Genomic DNA, 23137 nt, shown 5'->3' on the forward strand with positions numbered 1-23137 from the left:
ACGCGATGAACGAACATCCGCCAGATCCGTCCGCCGTCCGAACCATCGGCACAATCACGCGTTCGAAGCATGGCAACAACGGCCAGCACGCTCCCCTGCTCATTGCTGGGGGCGGCATCGCTGGGCTGACATCCGCAATTGCGCTGCAGCAAGCCGGCTTCGATGCCGTAGTCTATGAGCGTTCCGAAGAGGTCCAGACCGCGGGTACCGGCATTATTCTGGCGCCCAATGCGATGCGCGCGCTGGAGACGATCGGTCTCGCCGATGACATTCGCCGAGCAGGCTACCGCTGCGTAGAAGGTCTCGCTATTACGAATGAGAAGGGTCATGTCCTGACGAAGCATACGTCAACGCTGCATGAGCCGCTCCTTGCCATTCATCGTGCCGAGCTGCATAGGCTGCTGCTAGGCGCCATGCAGCCAGGAACGTATCGCCCTGGTCATGGGCTCGTCTCATTCGAGCAGCGGCATGACGGCGCAGCGATCACGTTCGAGAACGGGCAACAAACAGAGGGAAGCGGACTGATCAGCGCAGAAGGATTAAACTCGCTTGTTCGCAGCCAGTTGCTTCCGAGCACCCGCTTGCGTTACGCAGGCTATACTTGCTGGCGAGGAACTGCTCCGCTTCAGCCGCAGGCCATGTGCACGGAATCATGGGGTACCGGCACTCGCTTCGGCATCGTGCCGCTGCCAGAAGGGGCGACTTATTGGTACGCGCTGATCAACGCGCCAGCACGCGAAGCTGAGCTTGCTCAGTTGACGCGCAGCGAGATCGCAGCGCGATTCCGCCGCTATCATGAGCCAGTCGCCACCTTAATCGAATCGACGCCAAAAGATGCGATCATTCATCGCGACATCGTCGATTTCGCGCCGCTTCCGCGGTTCGCGTACGATCGCGTGCTCCTGATCGGCGATGCGGCACACGCCATGACGCCGAATCTTGGGCAAGGCGCCTGCCAGGCGATCGAGGACGCCATCTGCCTAGCCGATTGCATGAAGCGCCTCGAATTCGCTGAGCCCGCCGAAGCGTTTCGCACCTTCGAAGTGCTCCGCAAAGACCGCACCGCATCGATCGTGAATCGTTCCCAAGCGGTAGGCCGGATTGCACAGCTGGGCAACCCGCTGCTATGCCGATTGCGCGATGCCGCCCTGCGGTTAACGCCTGCCAGCGCCACGCGCAAGCAGCTGCAGTTTTTGTACGATCCGCGTTAGCAGCAGCATGCGCCACATCTCTCTCTTTACGAGCAACTCAAAGACGCTCAGCTGCGGCCGATTCGGTCCGCTGCTGAGCGTCTTGTGCTGCACTCTGCATATGCGCGCTTTATCGCTTCATCGCTTCCTTGCTCGCATACCATCATGCCATTACTTCCGATGCATCTTAAACTCCAGGAACAGCTCGTTGTAATGCGCAAGCATCCGCTTGCCAAGGTTGCGGTAAACCTCCAGCTTCTCCGTTAACTCGGGCGACGGATAAAACCGCTCATCTCCGGCGATCTCCTCTGGCAGCAGCGCAAGCGCATCCTTATTCGGCGTCGAATAGCCCACGTATTCCGCATTGCGCGCCGCATGCTCAGGATCGAGCATGAAGTTCATGAAGGCGTACGCACCCTCGATATTGCGTGCCGTCTTCGGAATGACCATATTATCGAACCACAGGTTCGAGCCTTCCTCCGGCACGACGTAGTCAAGCTTATCGTTCTCGTCCATAATTTCCGAGGCATCGCCTGACCACACTACGCCGACAGCCGCTTCCTCGTTGGCGATCAGCATCTTGATCTCGTCGCCGACGATCGCTTTCACATTCGGGGTCAGCGTCTGCAGCTTGCGTTTGGCCTCCTGCAAGTGATCCTCGTTCGTGTCGTTCAATGAGAAATGCAGGCTGTTCAGCCCGAAGCCCATGACCTCGCGAGCCCCATCCACCAGCAGAATCTGGTTGCGCAGCCGCGGGTCCCACAAATCGTTCCAGCTTGTGATCTGCCAGCCATCTAGCAAATCCGGGTTGTAAATAATGCCGACCGTTCCCCAGAAGTACGGAATCGAATAGGCGTTGCCGGGATCGAATGACAGGTCGAGAAACCGCGAGTCGATATGTTTCAGGTTAGGCAGCTTGCTGTGGTCGATCGGGAGCAGCAGCCCTTCCTCTTTCATTTTGCTAATCGCATATTCCGAAGGGACGCTCACGTCAAACGTTGTGCCGCCCTGCTCGATCTTCGTCATCATCGCTTCGTTGGAATCGAACGTCTGGTAGATGACCTTCAGGCCACTCTCCTTCTCAAATTCCGCAATCAAGTCCGGATCGATATAATCGCCCCAGTTATAAATCGTCAGCGTATTGCTGCCGCCATAGCCCTCCGAGGAATTCAGTGCATGCACGCCGTACATCAATCCGAAGGCGACGACGAATACGACGACGAACATTCTTGCCAGCTGCTTCATCGCTGCACCTCCGTTCCCGGCGGCCGGTTGCCCCGCTTATTAATGAAGTAGTATCCGATGACCAGCACAATCGTGAATAAGAAAATAAGCGTGGACAGCGCATTGATCGACAACGAGATGCCCTGTCTCGCACGCGAGTAGATCTCCACGGCCAGCGTCGAGTACCCATTGCCCGTCACGAAGAACGTTACCGCAAAGTCATCGAGCGAATACGTTAGCGCCATGAAAAATCCCGCGAAGATGCCCGGCCGAATATACGGCAGCACGACCTTCGTCAGCACGTCGAGACGGCTTGCCCCGAGATCCCGCGCCGCATCGATCCATGTCGGACTCATCTCCTCCAGCTTCGGCAGCACCATAATGACGACGATCGGCACGCTGAACGCCAGATGCGCAAGCAGCACCGACACGAAGCCCAGCTTAATGCCGATCATCGTGAACAAAATGAGGAACGAGGCCCCGATGATCACATCCGGGCTGACGATCAGCACGTTGTTCAACGCAAGCAGCGCGTTCCGATGCCGATGCCTACGCACCTGCTGGATCGCTAGCGCGCCGAACACGCCTAGAATCGTCGACAACGCCGAAGACAGCAGCGCAATGACGAGCGTATTCAATACGATAATGAACAGCCGCGTATCCGCGAACACTTCCTTGTACCACTCCAGCGTGAAGCCTTGGAAATCATGCATCGACCCGCCGCTATTGAACGAATACAGCATTAAGTAGAAGATCGGCGCGTACAGGATAGCAAACACGACGATCAGATACACGTTCGATCCTCTCCATCGGCTTCCTTCGCGAGCTTGCATTGCTTTCGCCATTACCCCTGCACCTCCCGCTTCTTCCGGTTACCGGTCAGCACCATAATCAACGCCATGACGACGACGAGGAACACCGCGATCGTCGCGCCCATTCCCCAATCCTGCGTAACGAGAAAATGCTGCTCAATCGCCGTTCCAAGCGTAATGACACGATTGCCTGCGATAAGCCTCGTAATCATGAACAGCGACAGCGCCGGAATGAATACCGCTTGGCAGCCCGCTTTCACCCCGCTGATCGTAAGCGGGAAGATGACGCGCCGGAACGTCGTCCACGACGAGGCGCCGAGATCGCGCGCGGCGTCGATGAGCGACGGATTCATTTTTTCCAACGCATTGAACACAGGCAGGATCATGAACGGGATAAAAATATATACCGATACGAACACGAAGCTGAAGTCGGTGAACAAAATTTGCTGCTTGCCGATGCCGACCGTCTCCAGCACCGCATTCACAAAGCCATACGTGCCGAAGATGCCGAGGAAGGCGTAGGTTTTGAGCAGCAGATTGATCCAGCTTGGCAAAATAATAAGCAGCAGCCACAGCTGCTTATGCTTGGTGCGCGTCAACAGATACGCCGCCGGATAGGCCACCAGCAGCGAAAACGCTGTAATGAGAAACGCGTACCAGAAAGAGCTGAGCGTCATGCGCAAGTAGACGGGCGTGAAGAAATGCGCATAGTTTGAGAACGTGAACTTCCCTTCAATATCGAACAGCGAATAATAAACCACGAGCGCGATAGGCGCGACGACGAACAGCACGATCCACGCAGTGTAAGGAATGAGGTACCAGTTGCGCGACTTATCGGACATGCGCAGCCTCGTCCGACTCGGCATAGGCCTCCAGCCTCCGGTCGAACTCCTCCTCGGTTTCGTTGAACCGCATAACATGAATCGCCTCCGGGTCAAAATCAAGCCCGATCCACTCGCCGACCGTCGCCTTCTTGGTCGAGTGGACTAGCCATTCATTATCCGCCTCATCGTATGCGATTATCTCGTAATGGACGCCGCGGAACAGCTGCGTGTCTACCCGCACCTTCAGCTTGCCTTGATCCGGCGCCGTCATCTCCAAATCCTCCGGCCGGATGACGACCTCAATCGGCTCATTCGGATGGAAGCCGCCGTCGACGCACTCGAACGTTTGCCCCGCGAACTCGACGACATAATCCTCCCGCATCCGTCCCGGCACGATGTTCGACTCTCCGATGAAATCCGCGACGAACCGATTGATCGGCTCATCGTAAATATCGATTGGCGAGCCGCTCTGCTGAATCGTCCCTTGGTTAAGCACGAAGATCTCGTCCGACATCGCGAGCGCTTCCTCCTGATCATGCGTGACAAAAATAAACGTAATGCCCAGCCGGCGCTGCAGCTCGCGCAGCTCGTATTGCATCTCGGTGCGCAGCTTAAGGTCCAGCGCAGATAACGGCTCATCGAGCAGGAGAATTTCCGGCTCGTTCACGATTGCCCGGGCGATTGCCACGCGCTGCCGCTGGCCGCCCGACATCTCCGTAATCTCGCGATGCTCATAGCCCGCGAGATTGACAAACCGCAGCGCTTCGCGCACCTTGGCGTCGATAGCGTCATTTTTAAGCTTTTTGATCCGCAGGCCGAATGCCACATTCTCGAACACGTTGAGATGCGGGAACAGCGCGTAGTCCTGGAATACCGTATTCACCTGGCGGCGGTTTGCAGGCACCTCATTAATCCGCTTGCCATTAAAATAAATAACGCCCTCCGAAGGCTCCATGAAGCCCGCGATTAGGCGCAGTACCGTCGTTTTGCCGCAGCCGGACGGGCCCAGCAGCGTATAGAACTTGCCTCGTTCAATTTCGAAGCTCACATCGCTTAGAACGGGCGAGCCATTATCGTAACGCTTCGTGACACGCTCGAAGCGGATGATCGAATTCGTATCGCTCACAATTCATTTCCCCTCTACTATGTAACGACTAGAATAAATAGCGTTGTCAGTTCCTGTCGAAACCTTCGCCCTTCATTATATAGCATGGGAAAGAATGTGCAACCGTATAACCTTTCCCCGCTATTCCGCCTCGTCGCACCTTAAGAATTGATAAAGGTTGAAGTTCACCCCTAATTTCGACAGCATGCGACAGCTTTGGGTTGGTATGATAGGCGTACATACAGAGATAGAAGCAACAGGGCTAAGGGGGAGTTCATGTGCTGCAAGCACGAAACGTATTTATGCTCATCATCAGCATCGTCTCAGGGGTACTCATTTACAAGCTGGCATGGGCTTTTCTATTCACCCTGCCCTCGCGCGGCGCCGGCTGGTACGCCTCTGGCGATACCGAGCTTAGCTCCCTATATGGCTTGCTGCTCACGGGAGGCTTGATTGGCTATATCTATCTGGTTGCCAAGTTCAAAACCAAAGGCTCTGCCTCGACGATCATCAGCTTATCGACGTTTATGGCCGCGTTCTTCAGCTCGTTCGTCATTAGCCAGATTTAGCGTGACCTTGGTTCGCATATAACAAAATAAGCTGCAAAAGCTAAAAAACCTTGACCGGCTGAGCCGAGCAAGGTTTTCTTCATTTATTGAATCATAAGCCTGCTAACGCCCGAACACAAGATACCCGCCGTCATATGTTTGCGTTTTGGATCGGAACGGTCCGATCCGAAGCACCATTTTGCCCATCAGCCGCGCCCCCCCGATCTCGCTGCCGTTCCTATACCCTCTCAGACTCGTGCTGGGCAACGTAAACTCATCCGTGGAACCGTAGGTGGATTGCACCGATAGGACGACCGAATCTCCTCGGCCTCGCCGCATGGAAGTTATCGCGTAGCGGTTATTGAATCGGGTAACATCGCCGAGCTCCCGTTTGTATTCGAACCTCGTGTACTGGCTGTCTTCTACCCACGACAGCAGCTGGGATAGATCGATGTCCTGCCAATTCCGATCCTTCTTGCGATGCAGCAGCCTCGGCACGACAATCCCTGCCACCACCCATAAGAGCGCCCCTATCCAGCCCTGTCCCGTGAGTAAAGCCGTGATCGGCATGAGGACGAAGAAGAAAACGATATACGCAGCGCCTATTCCCGGGCCACCGTTCCGATTGTTGAAGAAGCGACTGAGCATGGTGCGAACCTCCAGCTGAATAATTATAATTATATAATCGCTGCCTATCTTAAGATAATAAAAAAGACACTGTCCAAAATCAATTGAACGGTGTCTCTTTTCCACCTTATACAGCTGATGAACATAGACTATTTTTTTACGATTAAAAGGCCTGAAACATATCTGCTTACATTATTCGATAACTTATACAAATAAACCGATATCACTAAGATCACAATACAAGTGAAAATAAACAGGCAATACGATTCTGAAGTAGTCAGCGTCGCACCATTAAACCTTACTAACAATTGGTCAATGATGACATGATGCGCAAGAAAAATCGGGTATGAAAGTTTGCTAATAAGAATAAAAGGAGCTTTTATTTTATCAATTGTAATATACTGTCCAATATAAACTAACACTACAAATACGGCAATGCCCGTACTTGTTATGATATACATAGGGTTAATGCTAACCCCTTTGAATAACATAAGTGCAATCACACCTATCGCACCAATAACATAAAATATATTTACCTTCTTGATGTATTGAATGAAATACATACCTAACAAAAACTCGGGTATTCTTGTAAGGAAATTTCGATCTACAGGCATTTCAAAGCTGTAATTCGCTACAAGTACAAAATAAAGGCCAAAAACGCCAATCAACAGCAATTTAGGATACTTCGTCATTAAGAATCTTAATATCGGGAAACACACGTAAAGCATGATTATGCATCCCAAAAACCATTCACCAAGTATATAGAAATTAGGAGTCCGATATAATAAGTAGCCATCAAAACCTAAAACCGTTAAAATAAACGTCCACTTGGGCACCGAATGATTAATTGAAAGATTGACATAAAATAAAAACAAAAATGCGATTGCATACGCTATCCAAAACATGGGATATAGTGCTATCAATCTCTTCTTAAAGAAATTCATAATCGAAAAATTATTCTTATAAGAATGTATCAGGGCGGCCCCTGAAATCATAAAAAATAAGGATACCCCGATATGCCCAAGATTACCGTTTGGGATAAGACGCATAGAAATTTCTTTGCCTATAATTCCGTGTCCCCCTAAGGAAACATTAAAATGAAAAACAACAATGAATATCATCGATATTGCTCTAACAAAATCTAAATAAAATATACGGTCTGGTTTATGATTAGTTGAAATATGAACTCCCCCTACACTTCGACAAACACTTCCGTCATTGTAACTGAAAAAAACCTATTTTTCTACTATTTAAGGCCGAAGAACCGTAATGTAGATCGGTGGAACCTGGTCAGCCAACCAGATCGAATGATTGCCTCGATAGAACCTGATTCCATCCTGCCATGCCTTCTGTGCATCAACGGCTAACAACGCGGGCTCGGAATCCTTGCGCTTGCCAACCGTTATTGCTGTTTCTTGATCTACCGCAAGATGGACGTACTGTCTACCCATCGGCTTCAGGCCCGCAGCCAGAATCGTCTCCAGCAGATGTCTCGCCGTTCCATGATAGACGACAGCAGGCGGACGCTCGATGTTTTTAATAATTTTAGCCGGAACCGAATGGCCATACAAGGCACGAATCTTCCCGTCTGCCAGCTCATGCCGCTTCTTCTCGGATTGGTCGATCATCGTCGCCAGATCCGCTTCGCTTATCGATGTCCATTGCGCTTGATGGCGCAGGCTATGCAGCAGCTGCTCCACGGCAACCCAGCCCTCTGCGTCCAGCTCGAGCTCGAATTCCCATGGTGCGTGCCGCAGAGCGTAGGAGACTTCTTTGCTTAGTTGGGGGTAGTTGAGTGAATTCATTTTGTTCCCACATCTCCTGATTAATCTTGTCCGGACGAAAATCTTCTACTCTAACTATCATATCATCATATAGGCCGTATGCGCGAAGGCATTCGAAGCCCATATTCAAATAAAGAAAAACCTTGAGGATTGCCATCCCCAATTAAAATAATCTCTAATCCCGTTCCACACATCTTCGGTAACAAAATAACTTTCCACTGCAGAAAGAACTTCACCGGTTAAAAATGTTTGTATTTTCTAAATACGTTATCTGACCATAATGCTCCTATTCAGATGTAACGTCAAAGGTTACTTAGACTATAAAATTCAAGCATTTATATGAGAGGGGATATCATACGGAAGTGATAAGAATTAAGCTTTTTTGAAACTCGCCGCCCTATTAATTCGGCACTTGGTTAGGGAAAAGAAAGACCTCGAGGATTTTAGCCCCAAGGTCAATATTAAATATGCTACAAAATACTACAATTTATCTTTAAGTACCTTCAAATATTCCTTATAAGCATCTTGTATTTTCTCCCTGCATATGCTTTCCCACAACTCTTTTAGTCTTTTTTCCTCTTTTTCGTCAATGTTAGGCGGTAACATGTCACCTCCAAATCCTATCCATGCTTCGGAGTCGGGAACAACGCCAAACTCCCCAGAATAAGCCAATTCATGAGGAGCATATGTGTAACTGACATTTGGACATTACACTCCGTATTATGCACCCAAATCCCAGTATCCGTTACATAATACGTATGGAAGTCAGCAACCGCAAAGTTATAAACTGTAACAGGCTCATCCAGTTTAACGGACTTAACTTTATCAATCGTCAGGTTGCTTCCATCAGCCTTTTGAAGTTTATCGCCCACTTGAAGTTCATCTGCGAAGACCCACCCTTTACCTTGCACCCAAAACGGATGGTTATCGGTCGTCTCAATGACTTGCTCTCCAACATGCAATTTAAGTTATTCTCATCCTTGGCGAGAACCCTATCTCCAACCTCAATGTCTTCGATATTCTTCTCCCCTTCGTCTGTAAGCACCTTAGTTCCCGCAGTGAAACAATTGCACCCATTTTTAGCTGCGCTTTTCCCAGCGCTTTTCGCAGCTTTTCGAGCTTTTTTCGACGCCTTAACCACTTTCACCGCTACTTTAACAACAACAATAGCTATTCCTAGCAATATGCAGCCAACGTCCTTCTGGATCGTTATAACGCTGCGCTATCAGATGATGTGAATGAAGAAATATTGCCTAACGCATCATAAGCATAAATCCCTCGTCCCGGTCGGTAGCTGCTCCTTTTAAATGCGATTTAAACCATCGTACTGGAATGCCGAATTAATGCCATTCTCGACAATTTGCTGAATGTTGCCCATCCTAAACGTAGCGTTCAATGCATTTGGCACTGAAGAGATTAAAAAGAAAACCTTAAAGGGTTATCCTTCAAGGCTAAGGTGAACTATAAGAGTTTGGATTTCTGTTCCCGTCATCTTTCCAAAAACATACTGGACAAATATCACATACCCTTGTGATTGGACGCTCACACATCTTCAGTTACAAAATAACTTTCTACTGCAGCAGGTACTCCACCTGAGAATGTTTGTAATTTATCATTTTGAATACGTCATCACTTACATCCTTATCAAAGCAAACAACATACTCGACAACATCCACCTTCCAATTCAAGGGGATTTTATTCTATCTAAATTTTTTCTTCTTCATCGTGCATAAATTTCGCTAAAAATCCTTCAATAACGATCCCCTTGCTTTCACATTAGTCATTATTTTTGCCATAAAGTAGTTCTTTTACATGCAAAACGCATTCTCGCATTAAGAACTCTAGCTCAGATAAGTTCGAAGTTCTTCTTTCCCATATAGGATAAGACCAGTCCAACTGTTTAATTAACAATAACGCATATTCACTACCATACCAGCCCAAATCAATCACATATCTATCTTCATCAAATGAAACTTGAAAAAGATCCTCTTCATGTAGATAATTGCTATCATTTGTTTCATTATAAGTAATTTGACCTGGACTAAAATTAATATGTTCAAACACAGTATTCCCCCTCTATGATTGTTTTAAATATGCTAATGCCTCTTTTTCGCTAATAGGATGCCCATGTATGGTACCACCGCTCTCTTTTACTACCACATATTTAGTCTCTTCACCTAGATAAGCACCTACGGTATCGTCGAATTTCAAAATTTTCCAAACCGATCCATCAGTGTTCTTTACAACGGTCCCTTGATCCCACGCAATTCTTTCCAACATTTCATTATCAATGCCCGGTTTATACTTTGCTGGTCCTGTCTTCGTGCTGGCAATAGTCTTTTTATCCCATTTCACTTTGCTACCAAGAGTATGTTTGTTTTTATGAGAACTCCAAGTAATATTTTGAGTCTTCTTTAATTTATTATAATACGCTGTTGCTTCTCCGCCACTTTTAAAAGTCAACTTCCCTACTTTTACTACATACGAACCTGGAGCAAACGGGACAATAGCAGCCGCAATATCCCAAGCTAAAAATCCTGCATTGCTCCAACTAGGATCATTCCAAAAATCAACTGCACTCCAACCTACACTCAGTACGTCTGCAATAGTTTCCCAGAAATGTCCCGACGGGTCTATATATCTTAAAGGATTATTCCCCACATACGTATACAAATTCAATGTCTGCGGATTATTCAATTCCCCTTCATACGTATCCTCGGTAATAAACCGTTTGTCATTCGGATCGTAGTATCGAGCCCTTAAATAAATCAGCCCGGACTCGTCATCATAGATTTCCCCGGTATATTGGAACGGATTGGACATCTGTTCCGTTTGAGTAATGATTTTCCCCCAGATGTCATAGTCATACGAATTCAGTACCGCGCCTGAGCTGTCTCGAATGGCAACGACGTCGCCATGACCGTTATACATATAATAGCCGGCTTTATTCTGAACCGTATCCTGGCGATATAGCAATTCATTGCCCCAAATGTTGCGTCCGATCGTATTGCCGTTCGCATCCAGCTCTTCGATAACTCGCCCATCCAGATAAATATAGCGTGTCTTCGCGCCATTGACGGTTTTTGTTGCCCGAAGGCCATCCCCATAATACGTGTAGCTCGCAGTCGTGTTACCCTTAGACAATCTGGACAACTGATCCATCGCATTGAACGTATAAGAGTTCCGGCTTGGAGCTCCATCATCTGTCGGGTCCGATGAAAGGATTGAAGAAATATTGCCAAATGCATCATAGGCATAGTCCTTTGTCTTAGCCGGAAGCTTCTCCTGTTTAACGCGGTTCAAGCCATCGTACTGGAATTCCGAATTGACGCCATTCTCGACAATTTGCTGAATGTTCCCCATTCCGTCATACCCGAACGTTTCCGTCCATAGAGTTGCTCCAGTGCCGTCGTTGTGCGCCGTACTGGTTAATTCGCCAAATGCATCTGTCGTTTTAACCTGCTTCAAGCCAAATGGTGTCGTTAGCGTATACTTGTTTGCATCACTACTAGTTTCATACGTATATGACACGGTGCCCATCTCTGGATAATTAACAGATTTCAACCGACTCAAATTATCGTAAGTATACGTCACCGATTTGTTATCAGGATAAAGCAGCGAAATCTTTCGATCATAGCTGTCATAGCCCGTTGTGTACGTTTTTCCTGCGACAATTTGCTTCGTCTGCCGCCCCCATTGATCATACGTATACGATTGGCTTTCGTTCTCGCTTGTCGATATTCCCGTTATTAGTCTTGTTGCGGGATCATATACCTGTTCTTTCCAGTAAACTTCCGTCCCTGATGCATCTTTGACGCTTTCCCTTTCCACTTCATTGTAAGGGGTATAAGTGAAAGTATGCGTTAGCCCTGTCTTATCAATGCTCTGATTTAGCAACCCATTAGGGTTATAGCGATAGGATGTCGAAAGCCCCTCTGCATTGGTCTTTTGAATTCTTTGTCCGATTTCATTAAATACGTTGGTAGTATAAGCTGTAGCGTTAATTTTAATTGACGTTACTTGATTAGCGCTGTTATACGCATAATCATACTTCTGGCCGAGGTTATCTTTAACTTGAATCAGGTGACCATCTGCGTCATAAGCATAACTCGTCGTTTGCGATTTGCCATTGCTCGAAACGTTGGCAGACGTCACAAACCCGAATGGCGTGTAAGCATAGGTCATAACCCTTAATTTCGACGGACTCTTATCCTCGGCTCGAATCGTACGACCCGATTTATCATTATAAGTCCACGTCTCTTTGCCGTCAGGCTCTACAACCTTGACCGACTGTTGCAAATTTCCTTCAGAACCATTTGCCGCATAGGCGACATTACTATAATAAAAGAATGTCTTCTGTCCTAGCGGATTCGTTGCTTCACTAATTTCTCCATTTGCCCCGTACAAGTAAGAAGTTTTCTGAGCAATGTCGTTGTATGGCAATGCCGCTTTTAATAGTGCGCCACTGCTGTCCGTCTCGATTTTCAGAAGGATTTTGCTTTCGGTCCCTACTGTTCGGGTTTGCTTGTCAATCTCGCCATATGGCGTGAATTGGGATGTAACCCGCTCACCATCCGGTGTAATCATCTCAATCGTGCGATTCGCATCGTTATAGACGTAGCTGGTCGTTCGCGGAGAAGCAGTCGCTACACCAGGTAGATATTTGTCGGTAAGAATCCGGTCTTTATAGTCATACGTATACTCCGCTTTGCTATTATCCGGGTAAGTTACACGAATCAGACGATCCAACGCATCATAAGCATATTGCACGGAGACTGGAGACTTGCTTTGTCCGCTGCCGAGCTTCACGCTATACGTTTCCTTCGTGACGTTCATCAGCTTAGCGTCGTACTCCAAGGTCGTTTCTTTCACCGCAGCATTCGTCGAATACTGCGCCCCTGTACTAGTTTCAACGATTTGCGTCGGAAGCCTGCTGGCCGTATAGGACAGATAGTCCGTCGTAATCGTATCCTGAAGCACTTGGTTGACATTGTTAGGATCTCGGTAGCTGCTTACTTTGGTCAATTTATTGACCGTGCCGTTTGCATTATAAGCATAGCTCGCTTCAACTATTGATAAACCATCACTAGCCGTTCGCTTCTCATAACTTAAACTACGGTACGGCCCTGCAAATTGGCGCTCTACTTTATTGCCGAGCTCGTCTTCTTCATAGATCGGGTTGCCGTACTGGTCATGTTCAGACTTCGCCAACGTGCCGTAATTCCCAAGGTTGCTTGGCAAAGTCCGCGAATTTCCACTTCGTAAAAACGATTTAATCGAAGCTGGCGTTATATCCCCAGGTGCCCCATCTCCGAACGTTTTCGTTAGATACGGCTGCGTTTTTCCTTCATCGTATTGATAACTCACAGTCTGCTTTGGCGCATAGGAATAATTAAATCCGTTCGCCAAAAAGCCCTGTCCAGGCCCATTCGTTAATGGCTGCGTTTCATTCGTCTGGGAATCTAATTGGAATTGTCCCAGCTTCGTTGCGGAATAAGAATAGCTAGTTTTCTTTATATAATCCCCAAAGTAATACGTAAACGAATTGCTCATCTTATCCCCGGAACGATAAGCCCCTGCATTCTCTAACCTGTGAATAGGCAAGTAGTTCTTATAGGGCGTCTCGGTAATGCGTTGTTTAGGCCTAAACCAAACCTCGTCGTACTTAGCGGCATTATCTCTCGTTACGCTCATTTGCAACGTCTTGGTTGTTGCATCGCTGTTCTTATAGCTGTAGAAAACGTTCACGACCGGCAAGTAACCCGAATACTTGAGCAAGAACGTGTCCAAGTAAAGCCGCACTGTGCCTCGGCGTACGTTTCGTTCTTTAAAGGATGGATAGGATTCCCAGTTCTTATCATAGGAAGCGTACTGAACCGTCGTGGTAAACCCGGTATCATCCGTTACTTCCTTAAGCAATAAAGCCAAAGCTTCGCCGTTCTTCTGCCGATCGCTCTGATCGACAAATTGCGATTCGATGCCGGAGCCGTCGCTATCTGTCTCTTCCAATACGACGCCGTCAGTGCTGCTGTTATAAGGCATTGCCCAGTCATCTTCAAAATTGAAATCGACGACGGTCTTCGCGGATGGTTCATAATACGTGTACGTTTTTAACGTTTTATTGTTCAGCGCATCGCTGACAGACGACAACCGGTAATACGTAATTACATATTGGGTATTGCCGTAAGCCCGTCCATTCAAAACGAGTGGCTCGCTGCTGCTTACATACTCGGTGTTATAAGCAACTCTTTTGATTAATGTACCGCTGCTATCCGTAACGGAAATTCCGGTAATTCGATTGTCAGAGCTTCCTCGTTCAATAACGATTTTCCGATTTAACGAATCGGTGATCGTCACATCGTCGTTGATCGGATCGTCTCCGTATGTATAGGTTACTTTATCGCCGAACGCGTTAGTCTTCTCTATCAATTGTCCGGATGTATTAAAAACATATTTAATCTTGTCATTGCTCAGATATAAAAGGTTTTCGCTTCTTTTCTTCTCGCTATTGTATACAAACAGCTGCATCCTCGCATCTTCATACGGATGGCTAATCGATTTATTCGGCATCGAGGTTAGAAACTTGTAAGTCGTCCCATCTTCCAGCGTAAAGGAAGCGATGTCAGAGGAATAACCTTGCCTTCCTGTTGTGTACAATACCGTTCCCACGGGCGGCGCATACGGATATCGGTTGTTAATAGTCATATCGAAGTCCAGATTGCTCCTCGTCGACATCGAAGGAAGGTTAAGCGACCAGCCGCTCGCAATAAAGTTAATGTCCGAACTCGACCCCACGTTAGTAATCATATTCACCAGATTATCGGAAAGGCTACCAATATCGCTGGTGCTGCAGGGTGTCGAAGACATTCCTTCGCAGCCATAATAAGGATCCCATGTGTAAGAGCTGTTGGAATCGTAGCTGCGCACGAGGGAGACGTCCAGCCCTTCGCGGCCCGGCAAGTAAAGGTCAACATCGCGTTGATGAAAAGCTCTCAGGTTTGGGTCGACATCTCCTTCGAAGCTATGCTTGTAGGTAAAGGTCGCATCCTTGGGCGAGTAAGCCAGATTATTTGCCGCTGCCCCCGAAGCCAGTAAGCCGTTTGAGTTCGGAGTTAATTTGCCCGGTTTACCATAAACCGAATCCGATACTGACGGTAATGATAGATCCTCTCCGTATACACCCTCCGTTACTGTAAGGTCTGCTTCGCTATTGTATTGAATTACAAGCGGCGTAAGGCTTTGTAACTGTTTAATCTGGGCGTCATCCATCTGATCTACCCATGTGCGAACTTGGTTATCATCCAGGTTCAATACTTTCTGAATAGCGGATTGATCCAACAAATGCATTAGCTCCGGATAATAGTATGCCGCGGCCATTACCATCGTCGGCGTGAACTGTTGCTTAATGTGAGCCACTTGGACCGCATCAAAATGCCCATACTTATTAATGATGGACTCATCCTGCATCGCATTTTGAGTACCGTCAGACGCTTCTTTCTCATCCGGGCCAGCACTGAAATTACTTTGTGCTTCAGCCTCATTAGGTGGGAATGAAGTAGATGTTGCGACCAAACAAAGCACAAGTAACATGAACAATAGTTTTCTCATTGGTACCCTCTTCCCTTGAACCGTGTATTCTTCTATCGATAAACCAAACCATGTCTAGAAACATTTTAATGATTTATTAATTAAAATTCAGTAAGATATTTTGTCGATTGAATAAGATTATTGTTGAAAAATGTCGAAAATCTGTTAGTAAAACCTTCCAATATATTTTATTTCCTTTCAATTTAAAGTTATAAGGATATAAATTACAATATATAAAACCATTACATCTTGACATTGTTGTTCGAAACACTAAAAAGATCCCTTTCAATTCGATTAGGAAAGGCATGCCTATCTTTAATCCATTGAAAAGAATCTCACATAATAAGCCATTGCATCGCTTGCGTTAAGAAAAATCTTTATCATATTTTCCGGTGATCGGCCCATCATAGAGATCTAATTTCTTCAACGCCTCTTGCATACGCTTGATGTCCGCTGCATCAACTTCCTTATTATACTGCTCCACACGGTACTTCTGCTCTTTCGCCCACGCTTTCGCCGCCCAGTTGATCGTGTCCAGATTCGGTACCATCTGACGAATATTGAGTGTCGCGCCATCACTAAGCGGCTTCAACCGTTGATTGAAATAATACGCTGCTGCTTCGCGATTAGCATCCTCAATGGCGAGCCAAACGTTCGTTTTGGCATTCACGACAAGCTCATTCTGAACATCGATATTAAACTTCGGAAGGACATGCTCGCCTAAAGTCGCTTTCGTATACTTATCTAATTGATTATAAGCTTCCGTAAGCTGATTCAATTAGCTTTGTGTCGCTTCTCTCACTACCCGCTGCACGGTATCGATGTCAGGGTTGATCTGCCAGCTCCAGATCTCCTTCTTGTTATCGTAAATCTTCTCGGCCAACTGCATCAACGGATTGTCATTTACATTGAGCGTTGTAAGCTTGGCCGCTCTTGCTCGTTGGATATCATCCAATATCGCGTCTTTTCTGGCGTCTATTGCTGCCTCTTGATCCTGATTTCCTTTGTAAACGACGCTTGCCACTGAGATACGAATGATCTCGTCGTTAAGTTGATCGAGCTTCGTACTGAACTCTGTTGATAACGTAGCAAATTCGTTTTTGCTCATGCTCTTCAGCTTATCCGCGGCCAGCTTCATAATCTGATCGTCCATCGTGACAGCTGCCGCCCAAAAATCTGATTTTGCTTTCAGTATGACTTCATTTGCTTCATCTAGCTTCACAATCCGATCCGCAAGCCCATTCGCACCCAGCACATTCTACCTTATACTTCTCCAAGCTAGCGTCGGGAGCCAGCAGATTCTCCTTGCGCGCCCACTCCCTGCTTTTCAATTCATAGAGGAAGTCGTCGACCTTGGATTGCGCGAGCGTGCTATTGCGTCGGATGTTGAGCGTTGCGCGCGTTATTTACGGGATAACAAAAACAGGCCAATTATGGAGGCAACTAACCATAATCGACCTGCTCAATGTAATAACTAATATTAGTTAAGTGGAGGTTACAATAGTCTGTCCTTATACGACTCTTTATACCACTCATAATTATCAAGAATACGTTTTCTATCAGAATCGCTCAACTCTAAATATCGGTCTATTATAGACTGTAGAAACTCAGACGAAAGCGACGCTCCGAATGGCTGTAAACTATCAGTCGATAAATTGTCCATTATTGCCCCTAGCAATGCTACAGGAATACTGGATAATTTTGGGTTAAATATTCCCATTGCTATTCCATTATCACTTTCATACAGCAAGTTAAAAGCTACAGCTTGGAGGAATTCATCCCCTAAGTTCCCCTCTAGTATTTTCAAACAATACGGTAATACTAAACCCGTATTCCTTATTGAAAGCTCTGTTAGTGCAATAGATACTTCTTCCAAGTTCTCAAGACCGTCTATTATCATAATTAATTCGTCTGTCTTTAAACCAGTAATATACGTTTCAGAATTAACAATTCTGTCTAAAGCTCTTACTTTTTCATCATTGTTCTTCATAGTGCCTCCCATAATTCAGGGCTTTCTAACACGTTAGGAAAGTTATTACGATTAGGTTTGAAAACAGTACGAAAACAATGATAATAAAAAAGCAGGTCAATTATGGTTATATCTGACCATAATCGACCTGTTTAAAGTATCGCAAACCATTGGTTCACTCAGCACTGAACAAGCCTACTGAATTCTGTAAAATAGATAATATCTTTCTCTATTTTACCGTTCTTTCGGGTCGTACATAATTTCCACTTGTGACAACTGTCCTTTTAATTTATTTGCTAATTGGATAACGTTCTCTTTCTCTTCACCACTTAAATCGAACTCTACCTCTCCGCTCAGTGCTTGTTCTATCACATAAGTAACCAGTTTATACTGGCCTACGTAGATTCTGTTATCTGCCTCTAGCATTGAGTCTACGATGTATAAGGTGAAGACAATCTTTTCGGTAATCCCATCACTCATTATAGGTTCATATTCATAAAAACATCTCGTTGCTGCTTCAATTGAGCTACCATTGTAATCTCTTATCCGTACTTTTTTAAAGAATTCACCGACAAACTCGGATACTTCTATTACTGAAAAATCTTTCATATTATCCCTCCACATACTGTTTTATGGCAATATTCTCTGGTGGTTATTATGCACAACTTCAACGGTAATGTTTTTGTATCTGGCCATAAACTCTTCAATCACATTACTACAACTTGCGCATGGTGGTTTTTCTGTGAATAAGGTCAACTTCCCTTTCTGATCAAATTTATTCCCCAACTGACTAGCCACATCATTCAATATTTTATATTCCGTATCGATATCTCTAAGTAAATCCCTACCATCAATCGTTGAATCTGTTGAGGCTTTAAATATTGGGTTAGTTGGTTTCAATGAAATATCTGATACAGCACTCGCTGCTGACCTAGCATCCGATAAAACATCTATACCACTATGAGCATAGAATTCTTTCTTTAATCCTGGTATTTCCACTTCAGCCAACCCAACATTCCCACTTCGTTTTAGATCACTTGGCAGGCTATTTCTTATGTTTTTAACTCTACTGATTAGCGTGGCATCGACTGCCTCGTCAAGAACTCTAGTTGAAAGTTTACCCACCCCCGCCCCGCCAAGTCTCTTCTGCAACGCACCTTTTACCTTCTCAGCAGCCTCTCTAGTGATGCCTCTCAACCAGCCCAACCCATCGATTGCCGCTCGTCCAGAAACTTTAGCCAGTTCTCCAACTATTAGGCCTAACTTGCCAGCCAATTGTGCCGCTTTCTCCGGTATTCCGATTCCAATCACGACGGATACGGCTTCCATCGCGGTCATCACGTCGCGTCCGAATTCTCTTGCTTCTTCGTAACTCGCAGTACCGTTTACTATTTTTTGATAGTTATTTTTTATATCTTGGAAAGGCGTAACGAACTGTTCCCGCATGCTTCCCGTAAATGAGTCTTTAATATCTTCCCATGTAATATCGCCTTTGACAATGGCTTTGGCGAACGAATAGATCGCTGGAATCGTCTCCGTATAATACTTTGGTGAAGTGACATTAATGCTCGATATGAAATTCGCTGTGTCTATCCCATCTTTTATTAGCTGACCTACTGCACCATCTAATACGCCAACGGTCAAATATGCTGTTTTAAAACCCCATGGCGTGGCCCCTTCTGGACTATCTGCCCACTCTACCTTCGCGCCCTTATCAACATCTGATGCTGCTATATGCAGCCACTCTTTCGTTATAGACCCATCGACTTGCAAATCCCGTCCAAACATCGGCAGGTTATATAGACTGTTATTCACAATGATATACTGATACATGCCGTAATCGGTTAGAAACTCTTTATCGTAAACACCTGTTTGCTCACCATCATAAAATCCTATTTTCTTCATGTACTTTTGCATTAGCTTGATGTCTTCTGTCGACGTTTCTCGATTCAAGCGGTCAATCGTTTCACGGAACATCTTATCAATTCGGATTTGTCCCCAATCTGTCCTTGCCAGATTAGGCTCCAGATCGTGGATGTCGAGTGTTGCGCCTTCATACAACAAATCTTCAGCTTGATTGAACAATGCCCATGCTTTATCAGGGTCAGCATCGGTCACCGCACTATGAAGTTGCTGGCGCAGCGCCAACACTCTATTGTTCGCTGCATCCATGCTGAATGCTGGCAGTACGAATTGTTCCCCGCCTGGACGTGATTGCAAGGAGGCGTAGAGGTTCTTAACAGCAGCCAAATGACTGTTTTTCGACGCTTCAAGCGAAGCCATCATGGATGCAGGCACCCCGCTCGCTTCCATATCCCAAATGCTTTTCTTCTCTTCGTACAACGAATTCATCGTACTTGCTAGCTTGCTTTGCTCCACATTAGCGATGATTGAACTACCCATGCCAGCTTTTTTGGCGCTTTGGATCTCTTGATCGAGCTGCTCATACTCAGCTTCTTGTTCATATTCGGCCTGCTCATCGCCTTTGTACACCGTGTCATTGACAATTAGACGTATAATATCTTGGTTTATTCGATCCAGCTTGGTTGTCAACGTATTCGTTAGCGAGGAGTATTTTTTCATATCTGCGCTATTAAGCGCAGCCGCTGCTGTATGCATCGCATTCAGATCCATATTAGCCGCGCCGCGCCAATAGTCCGACTTTGCCTTCAAATTAAGCTCATTCCACTTATCCAAATTCACAATCCGATCAACAAGCCCATTCGCACACAGCACGTTCTTCGCAATGACCTTATACTTATCCAAGCTAGCGTCGGGAGCCAGCAGATTCTCCTTGCGCGCCCACTCCCGGCTTTTCAATTCATAGAGGAATTCATCGACCTTGGATTGCGCGAGCGTGCTGTTGCGTCGGATATTGAGCGTTGCGCCCTGATTCTTCAGCTCCTGCATATAGTCTAGCGCGTTCATGGCTTTATCGAACTGGGCATTTTTCAAATAACCGTTCAGGGCATTACGCGCCGTCAGGAAATTGGTATTCAAGGTGTCCACTGCCGTCGTCTTGATAATGCCTTCCACGCCTGCTGCATCTTTCTGAAGCCCCAAGTAGATAGCCTGCTGGGAAGCAGCAAGCTTGTTATAATCGTTCGTGCTTGCCGCATCTGCGGTCGTATTCGCCAAGTCAGTGTAGGCCCAATAATTTTTCTTGGCTTCCATGATCTGCGTGTTTACCGTGTTCACATAGGTGTTTCGCGCATCTACGTCCAGCTTCATCGCTTTGAACTGATCATATAGAATGTAAAAAAACAGACTAATCATAGCGGCATCTAACCGTCATGATTGGCCTGTTTCTAATAAGAATAGCCACGTTCAATTCTGTTTCTTTAGCATTTATGAATGTTTGCGACCTAGTTATTCTATATATATAATTTGTCTAAACAAATTTTATTGAAATCACGCTTCCTCCAACTTCTCTCTCTAATCGCTCATTAATATATTGAAAGCTATAGTCTTCCACTAAAGCATCCCGAAAAGAAGTTGCCACTTTACTACTGTTTGCATATATGCAAAATTGCATAATTTTAAAGTTATCATTATTTAAACAAAATTCTATCTCTCGTATATCTTCGTTTTGGCGAATAACCTTTCTCAATTTACATACAGTCGTGTCACCTCTATTATCCTCCATGAGACCTGATCCATATAAGCCAAATAATTTTCGGAAATCTGGGCTCCCTTCTTCAAATATGGTTACGGTCTCATTAACCAATTCCTTTAATGAACTATAAGTCATTTTATATTTCAATTGTTCACGAGAATCATCCAGAAACCAAGAATCAATATCTTCCGGGGTGTCATCGATGTAACCGACAACTGTAGGTACTGTATACAAAAAATTTCTATTCATATTGTCACTCTACTTTCTCAGAGCTGTATATTCTCCGCCAATTTTCCTTGCTACTTCACGCATCAATATATCATTAATTTCATCCATCTTCCCTGCTTTGTATAGCTCTTGTATTTCAGGATCATTTCTAAATATAGATTGAGTATCTTTTAGCACATCAAATGCGGATCTTGAATCAATTGTCCATCCCTTCGCTCCCCTCTTCATACTAATTGTAGCACCATTAGGTGATACTGCCCTTATTTCAGCCATATCAAATTCGATTGCAGTCTCAAGATCTTGCCAACTAAATGTTCTATTTTTAGGATGATTATGCGTAAATACCGCATTTTTACCCAATTTTCTGTATGGACTAAGATCTATTGAATTTTCAGTTCCAATGATCATAACTCCATTTGAGTTACCATCGCTATCAAAAAACTGCCCATGTTCTTTTGATTCATACCGAATACTATTTTCTAAATCTACTACCTTAGTGTAGTTATATCTACTTGCACCCGCACCTTCGTAAATCTCCGAATCATCAAACTCATCAATCGGAGTATTTACACCTGGCCCACCCTTAACTACTTCTTCTTCCGCTTTTCTCTTCACAATCGCCTTACCCGCATCTGCCAAACCTTCAACTAACTTCGGCGCCACCTTAGCCAGTGCGGCACCCACGCCCTCCGTCAAGCAAGCAATCGCGATGCCTTCCAACACTTTTTCTAGATTCCGACCAAATTGCTTCGCTTCTCCGTAAGTTGCTTTTCCTGTAGCCACGTGCACGGCAAAGTCATACATCTGCTTCATCGGTTCAACGTAATCTTTCATCAGCGTGTTGGCCATGGCTTTGTTTAGCTCGGCCTGCAAAGTCGAATTTCTAGAAATCTCGGTTAGCACCTTCGCCATTCCCGGCAGCGTCTCTGTATATAATCTACTGCTGAATGGGTTCAAGCGGCTAGCCAGTTCCGCATATTCGTCTACGTTTGCCTCAATTTGCTCCACTCGGCCCTTATGAATAGCTTGCATCATTTCTCTTCCAAACCCAGGGATGACACGGTCTGGATTTACGATGGTAGCGTTTTGCGCCAAATTCAGTAGCGACTTTGTAATCTTGCCATCCGTTGCAATATCGTCTAGTGAAGCCTTAACAGATCCCTCAACGGCTCCCATCACGACGAGCTGCTGGAAGAACACCACATCCATCAGAAAATCTTTATCATATTTTCCGGTGATCGGCCCATCATAGAGATCTAATTTCTTCAACGCTTCCTGCATACGCTTGATGTCCGCTGCATCAACTTCTTTATTATACTGCTCAACTCGTAGCTTCTGCTCTTTCGCCCATGCCTTCGCAGCCCAGTTGATCGTGTCCAGATTCGGTACCATCTGACGAATATTGAGTGTCGCGCCATCACTAAGCGGCTTCAACCCTTGATTGAAATAATACGCTGCTGCTTCGCGATTGGCATCCTCAATGGCGAGCCAAACGTTCGTTTTGGCATTCACGACAAGCTCATTCTGAACATCGATATTAAACTTCGGAAGGACATGCTCACCTTGCGTCGCTTTCGTGTATTTATCTAATTGATTGTAAGCTTCCGTAAGCTGATTCAATTG

19 protein-coding genes and 1 pseudogene are annotated in these 23137 nt (G+C 46.0%); 2 read left to right on the forward strand and 18 right to left on the reverse strand.

What is annotated here, in order from left to right; all coding sequences use genetic code 11:
• Positions 1 to 5 precede the first annotated feature (5 nt).
• A complete protein-coding gene (locus PAECUDRAFT_RS08675; RefSeq protein WP_006037751.1) occupies positions 6 to 1211 on the forward strand; it encodes an FAD-dependent monooxygenase in 1206 nt (401 codons plus the stop codon).
• Positions 1212 to 1361: 150 nt separating this feature from the next.
• On the opposite strand, the gene PAECUDRAFT_RS08680 is transcribed toward PAECUDRAFT_RS08675, so the two are convergent.
• Genes PAECUDRAFT_RS08680 through PAECUDRAFT_RS08695 form a run of 4 tightly spaced genes read right to left on the reverse strand, consistent with a single transcriptional unit; the run spans position 1362 to position 5176 of the window.
• Entirely contained in the window at positions 1362 to 2435 is a 1074-nt protein-coding gene (locus PAECUDRAFT_RS08680; RefSeq protein ID WP_006037752.1) for an ABC transporter substrate-binding protein, read from the reverse strand.
• Entirely contained in the window at positions 2432 to 3259 is an 828-nt protein-coding gene (locus PAECUDRAFT_RS08685) for an ABC transporter permease (RefSeq protein ID WP_006037753.1), read from the reverse strand. The genes PAECUDRAFT_RS08680 and PAECUDRAFT_RS08685 overlap by 4 nt, the downstream gene beginning before the upstream one ends.
• The gene (locus tag PAECUDRAFT_RS08690; protein WP_040711959.1) at positions 3259 to 4068 is read right to left on the reverse strand and encodes an ABC transporter permease; all 810 of its coding nucleotides are present in this window, start codon (positions 4066 to 4068) and stop codon (positions 3259 to 3261) included. Before PAECUDRAFT_RS08690 ends, PAECUDRAFT_RS08685 begins: the two co-directional genes overlap by 1 nt.
• The gene (locus tag PAECUDRAFT_RS08695) at positions 4058 to 5176 is read right to left on the reverse strand and encodes an ABC transporter ATP-binding protein (RefSeq protein WP_006037755.1); all 1119 of its coding nucleotides are present in this window, start codon (positions 5174 to 5176) and stop codon (positions 4058 to 4060) included. Before PAECUDRAFT_RS08695 ends, PAECUDRAFT_RS08690 begins: the two co-directional genes overlap by 11 nt.
• Before the next feature lie 257 nt (positions 5177 to 5433).
• Here PAECUDRAFT_RS08695 and PAECUDRAFT_RS08700 point away from each other — a divergent pair, with 257 nt between their 5' ends.
• Positions 5434 to 5724, forward strand: coding sequence for a hypothetical protein (locus PAECUDRAFT_RS08700; protein ID WP_006037756.1), 291 nt, complete (start codon positions 5434 to 5436; stop codon positions 5722 to 5724).
• 102 nt (positions 5725 to 5826) lie between these two features.
• On the opposite strand, the gene PAECUDRAFT_RS08705 is transcribed toward PAECUDRAFT_RS08700, so the two are convergent.
• The 14 genes and pseudogenes from PAECUDRAFT_RS08705 to PAECUDRAFT_RS24545 form a co-directional block, all read right to left on the reverse strand.
• A complete protein-coding gene (locus tag PAECUDRAFT_RS08705; RefSeq protein ID WP_006037757.1) occupies positions 5827 to 6351 on the reverse strand; it encodes a hypothetical protein in 525 nt (174 codons plus the stop codon).
• Between the two features lie 128 nt (positions 6352 to 6479).
• Complete coding sequence (locus PAECUDRAFT_RS08710; RefSeq protein ID WP_324603666.1) at positions 6480 to 7511, reverse strand: acyltransferase family protein; 1032 nt, start codon at positions 7509 to 7511, stop codon at positions 6480 to 6482.
• A 69-nt stretch (positions 7512 to 7580) separates the two neighbouring features.
• Positions 7581 to 8135, reverse strand: a complete 555-nt coding sequence (locus PAECUDRAFT_RS08715; protein WP_006037759.1) for an RNA 2'-phosphotransferase — start codon at positions 8133 to 8135, stop codon at positions 7581 to 7583.
• A 599-nt stretch (positions 8136 to 8734) separates the two neighbouring features.
• Complete coding sequence (locus tag PAECUDRAFT_RS26335; RefSeq protein ID WP_233516743.1) at positions 8735 to 9025, reverse strand: polymorphic toxin-type HINT domain-containing protein; 291 nt, start codon at positions 9023 to 9025, stop codon at positions 8735 to 8737.
• On the reverse strand, positions 8947 to 9297 hold the full coding sequence (locus PAECUDRAFT_RS25645; protein WP_040711960.1) for a Hint domain-containing protein: 351 nt from the start codon (positions 9295 to 9297) through the stop codon (positions 8947 to 8949). Before PAECUDRAFT_RS25645 ends, PAECUDRAFT_RS26335 begins: the two co-directional genes overlap by 79 nt.
• A gap of 593 nt (positions 9298 to 9890) precedes the next feature.
• On the reverse strand, positions 9891 to 10178 hold the full coding sequence (locus tag PAECUDRAFT_RS25655; protein ID WP_006037762.1) for a hypothetical protein: 288 nt from the start codon (positions 10176 to 10178) through the stop codon (positions 9891 to 9893).
• 12 nt (positions 10179 to 10190) lie between these two features.
• Complete coding sequence (locus tag PAECUDRAFT_RS08725; RefSeq protein ID WP_006037763.1) at positions 10191 to 15722, reverse strand: RHS repeat domain-containing protein; 5532 nt, start codon at positions 15720 to 15722, stop codon at positions 10191 to 10193.
• 343 nt (positions 15723 to 16065) lie between these two features.
• Complete coding sequence (locus PAECUDRAFT_RS08730; protein ID WP_006037764.1) at positions 16066 to 16479, reverse strand: hypothetical protein; 414 nt, start codon at positions 16477 to 16479, stop codon at positions 16066 to 16068.
• Positions 16480 to 16956 (reverse strand): hypothetical protein, encoded by a 477-nt coding sequence (locus tag PAECUDRAFT_RS08735; protein WP_006037765.1) that lies wholly within the window; start codon positions 16954 to 16956, stop codon positions 16480 to 16482.
• A gap of 240 nt (positions 16957 to 17196) precedes the next feature.
• On the reverse strand, positions 17197 to 17691 hold the full coding sequence (locus tag PAECUDRAFT_RS08740; RefSeq protein ID WP_006037766.1) for a hypothetical protein: 495 nt from the start codon (positions 17689 to 17691) through the stop codon (positions 17197 to 17199).
• A gap of 213 nt (positions 17692 to 17904) precedes the next feature.
• Positions 17905 to 18279: a hypothetical protein gene (locus tag PAECUDRAFT_RS08745; RefSeq protein ID WP_006037767.1), complete on the reverse strand. Its 375-nt coding sequence runs from the start codon at positions 18277 to 18279 to the stop codon at positions 17905 to 17907.
• 21 nt (positions 18280 to 18300) lie between these two features.
• Positions 18301 to 20901, reverse strand: coding sequence for a deaminase domain-containing protein (locus PAECUDRAFT_RS26340; protein WP_233516744.1), 2601 nt, complete (start codon positions 20899 to 20901; stop codon positions 18301 to 18303).
• 160 nt (positions 20902 to 21061) lie between these two features.
• Entirely contained in the window at positions 21062 to 21535 is a 474-nt protein-coding gene (locus tag PAECUDRAFT_RS08755; protein WP_006037769.1) for a hypothetical protein, read from the reverse strand.
• Positions 21536 to 21544: 9 nt separating this feature from the next.
• Positions 21545 to 23137, reverse strand: a pseudogene (locus PAECUDRAFT_RS24545) (hypothetical protein); the annotation flags it as partial.

This window comes from Paenibacillus curdlanolyticus YK9 (assembly GCF_000179615.1).
GTDB classification, from domain to species: domain Bacteria; phylum Bacillota; class Bacilli; order Paenibacillales; family Paenibacillaceae; genus Paenibacillus_T; species Paenibacillus_T curdlanolyticus.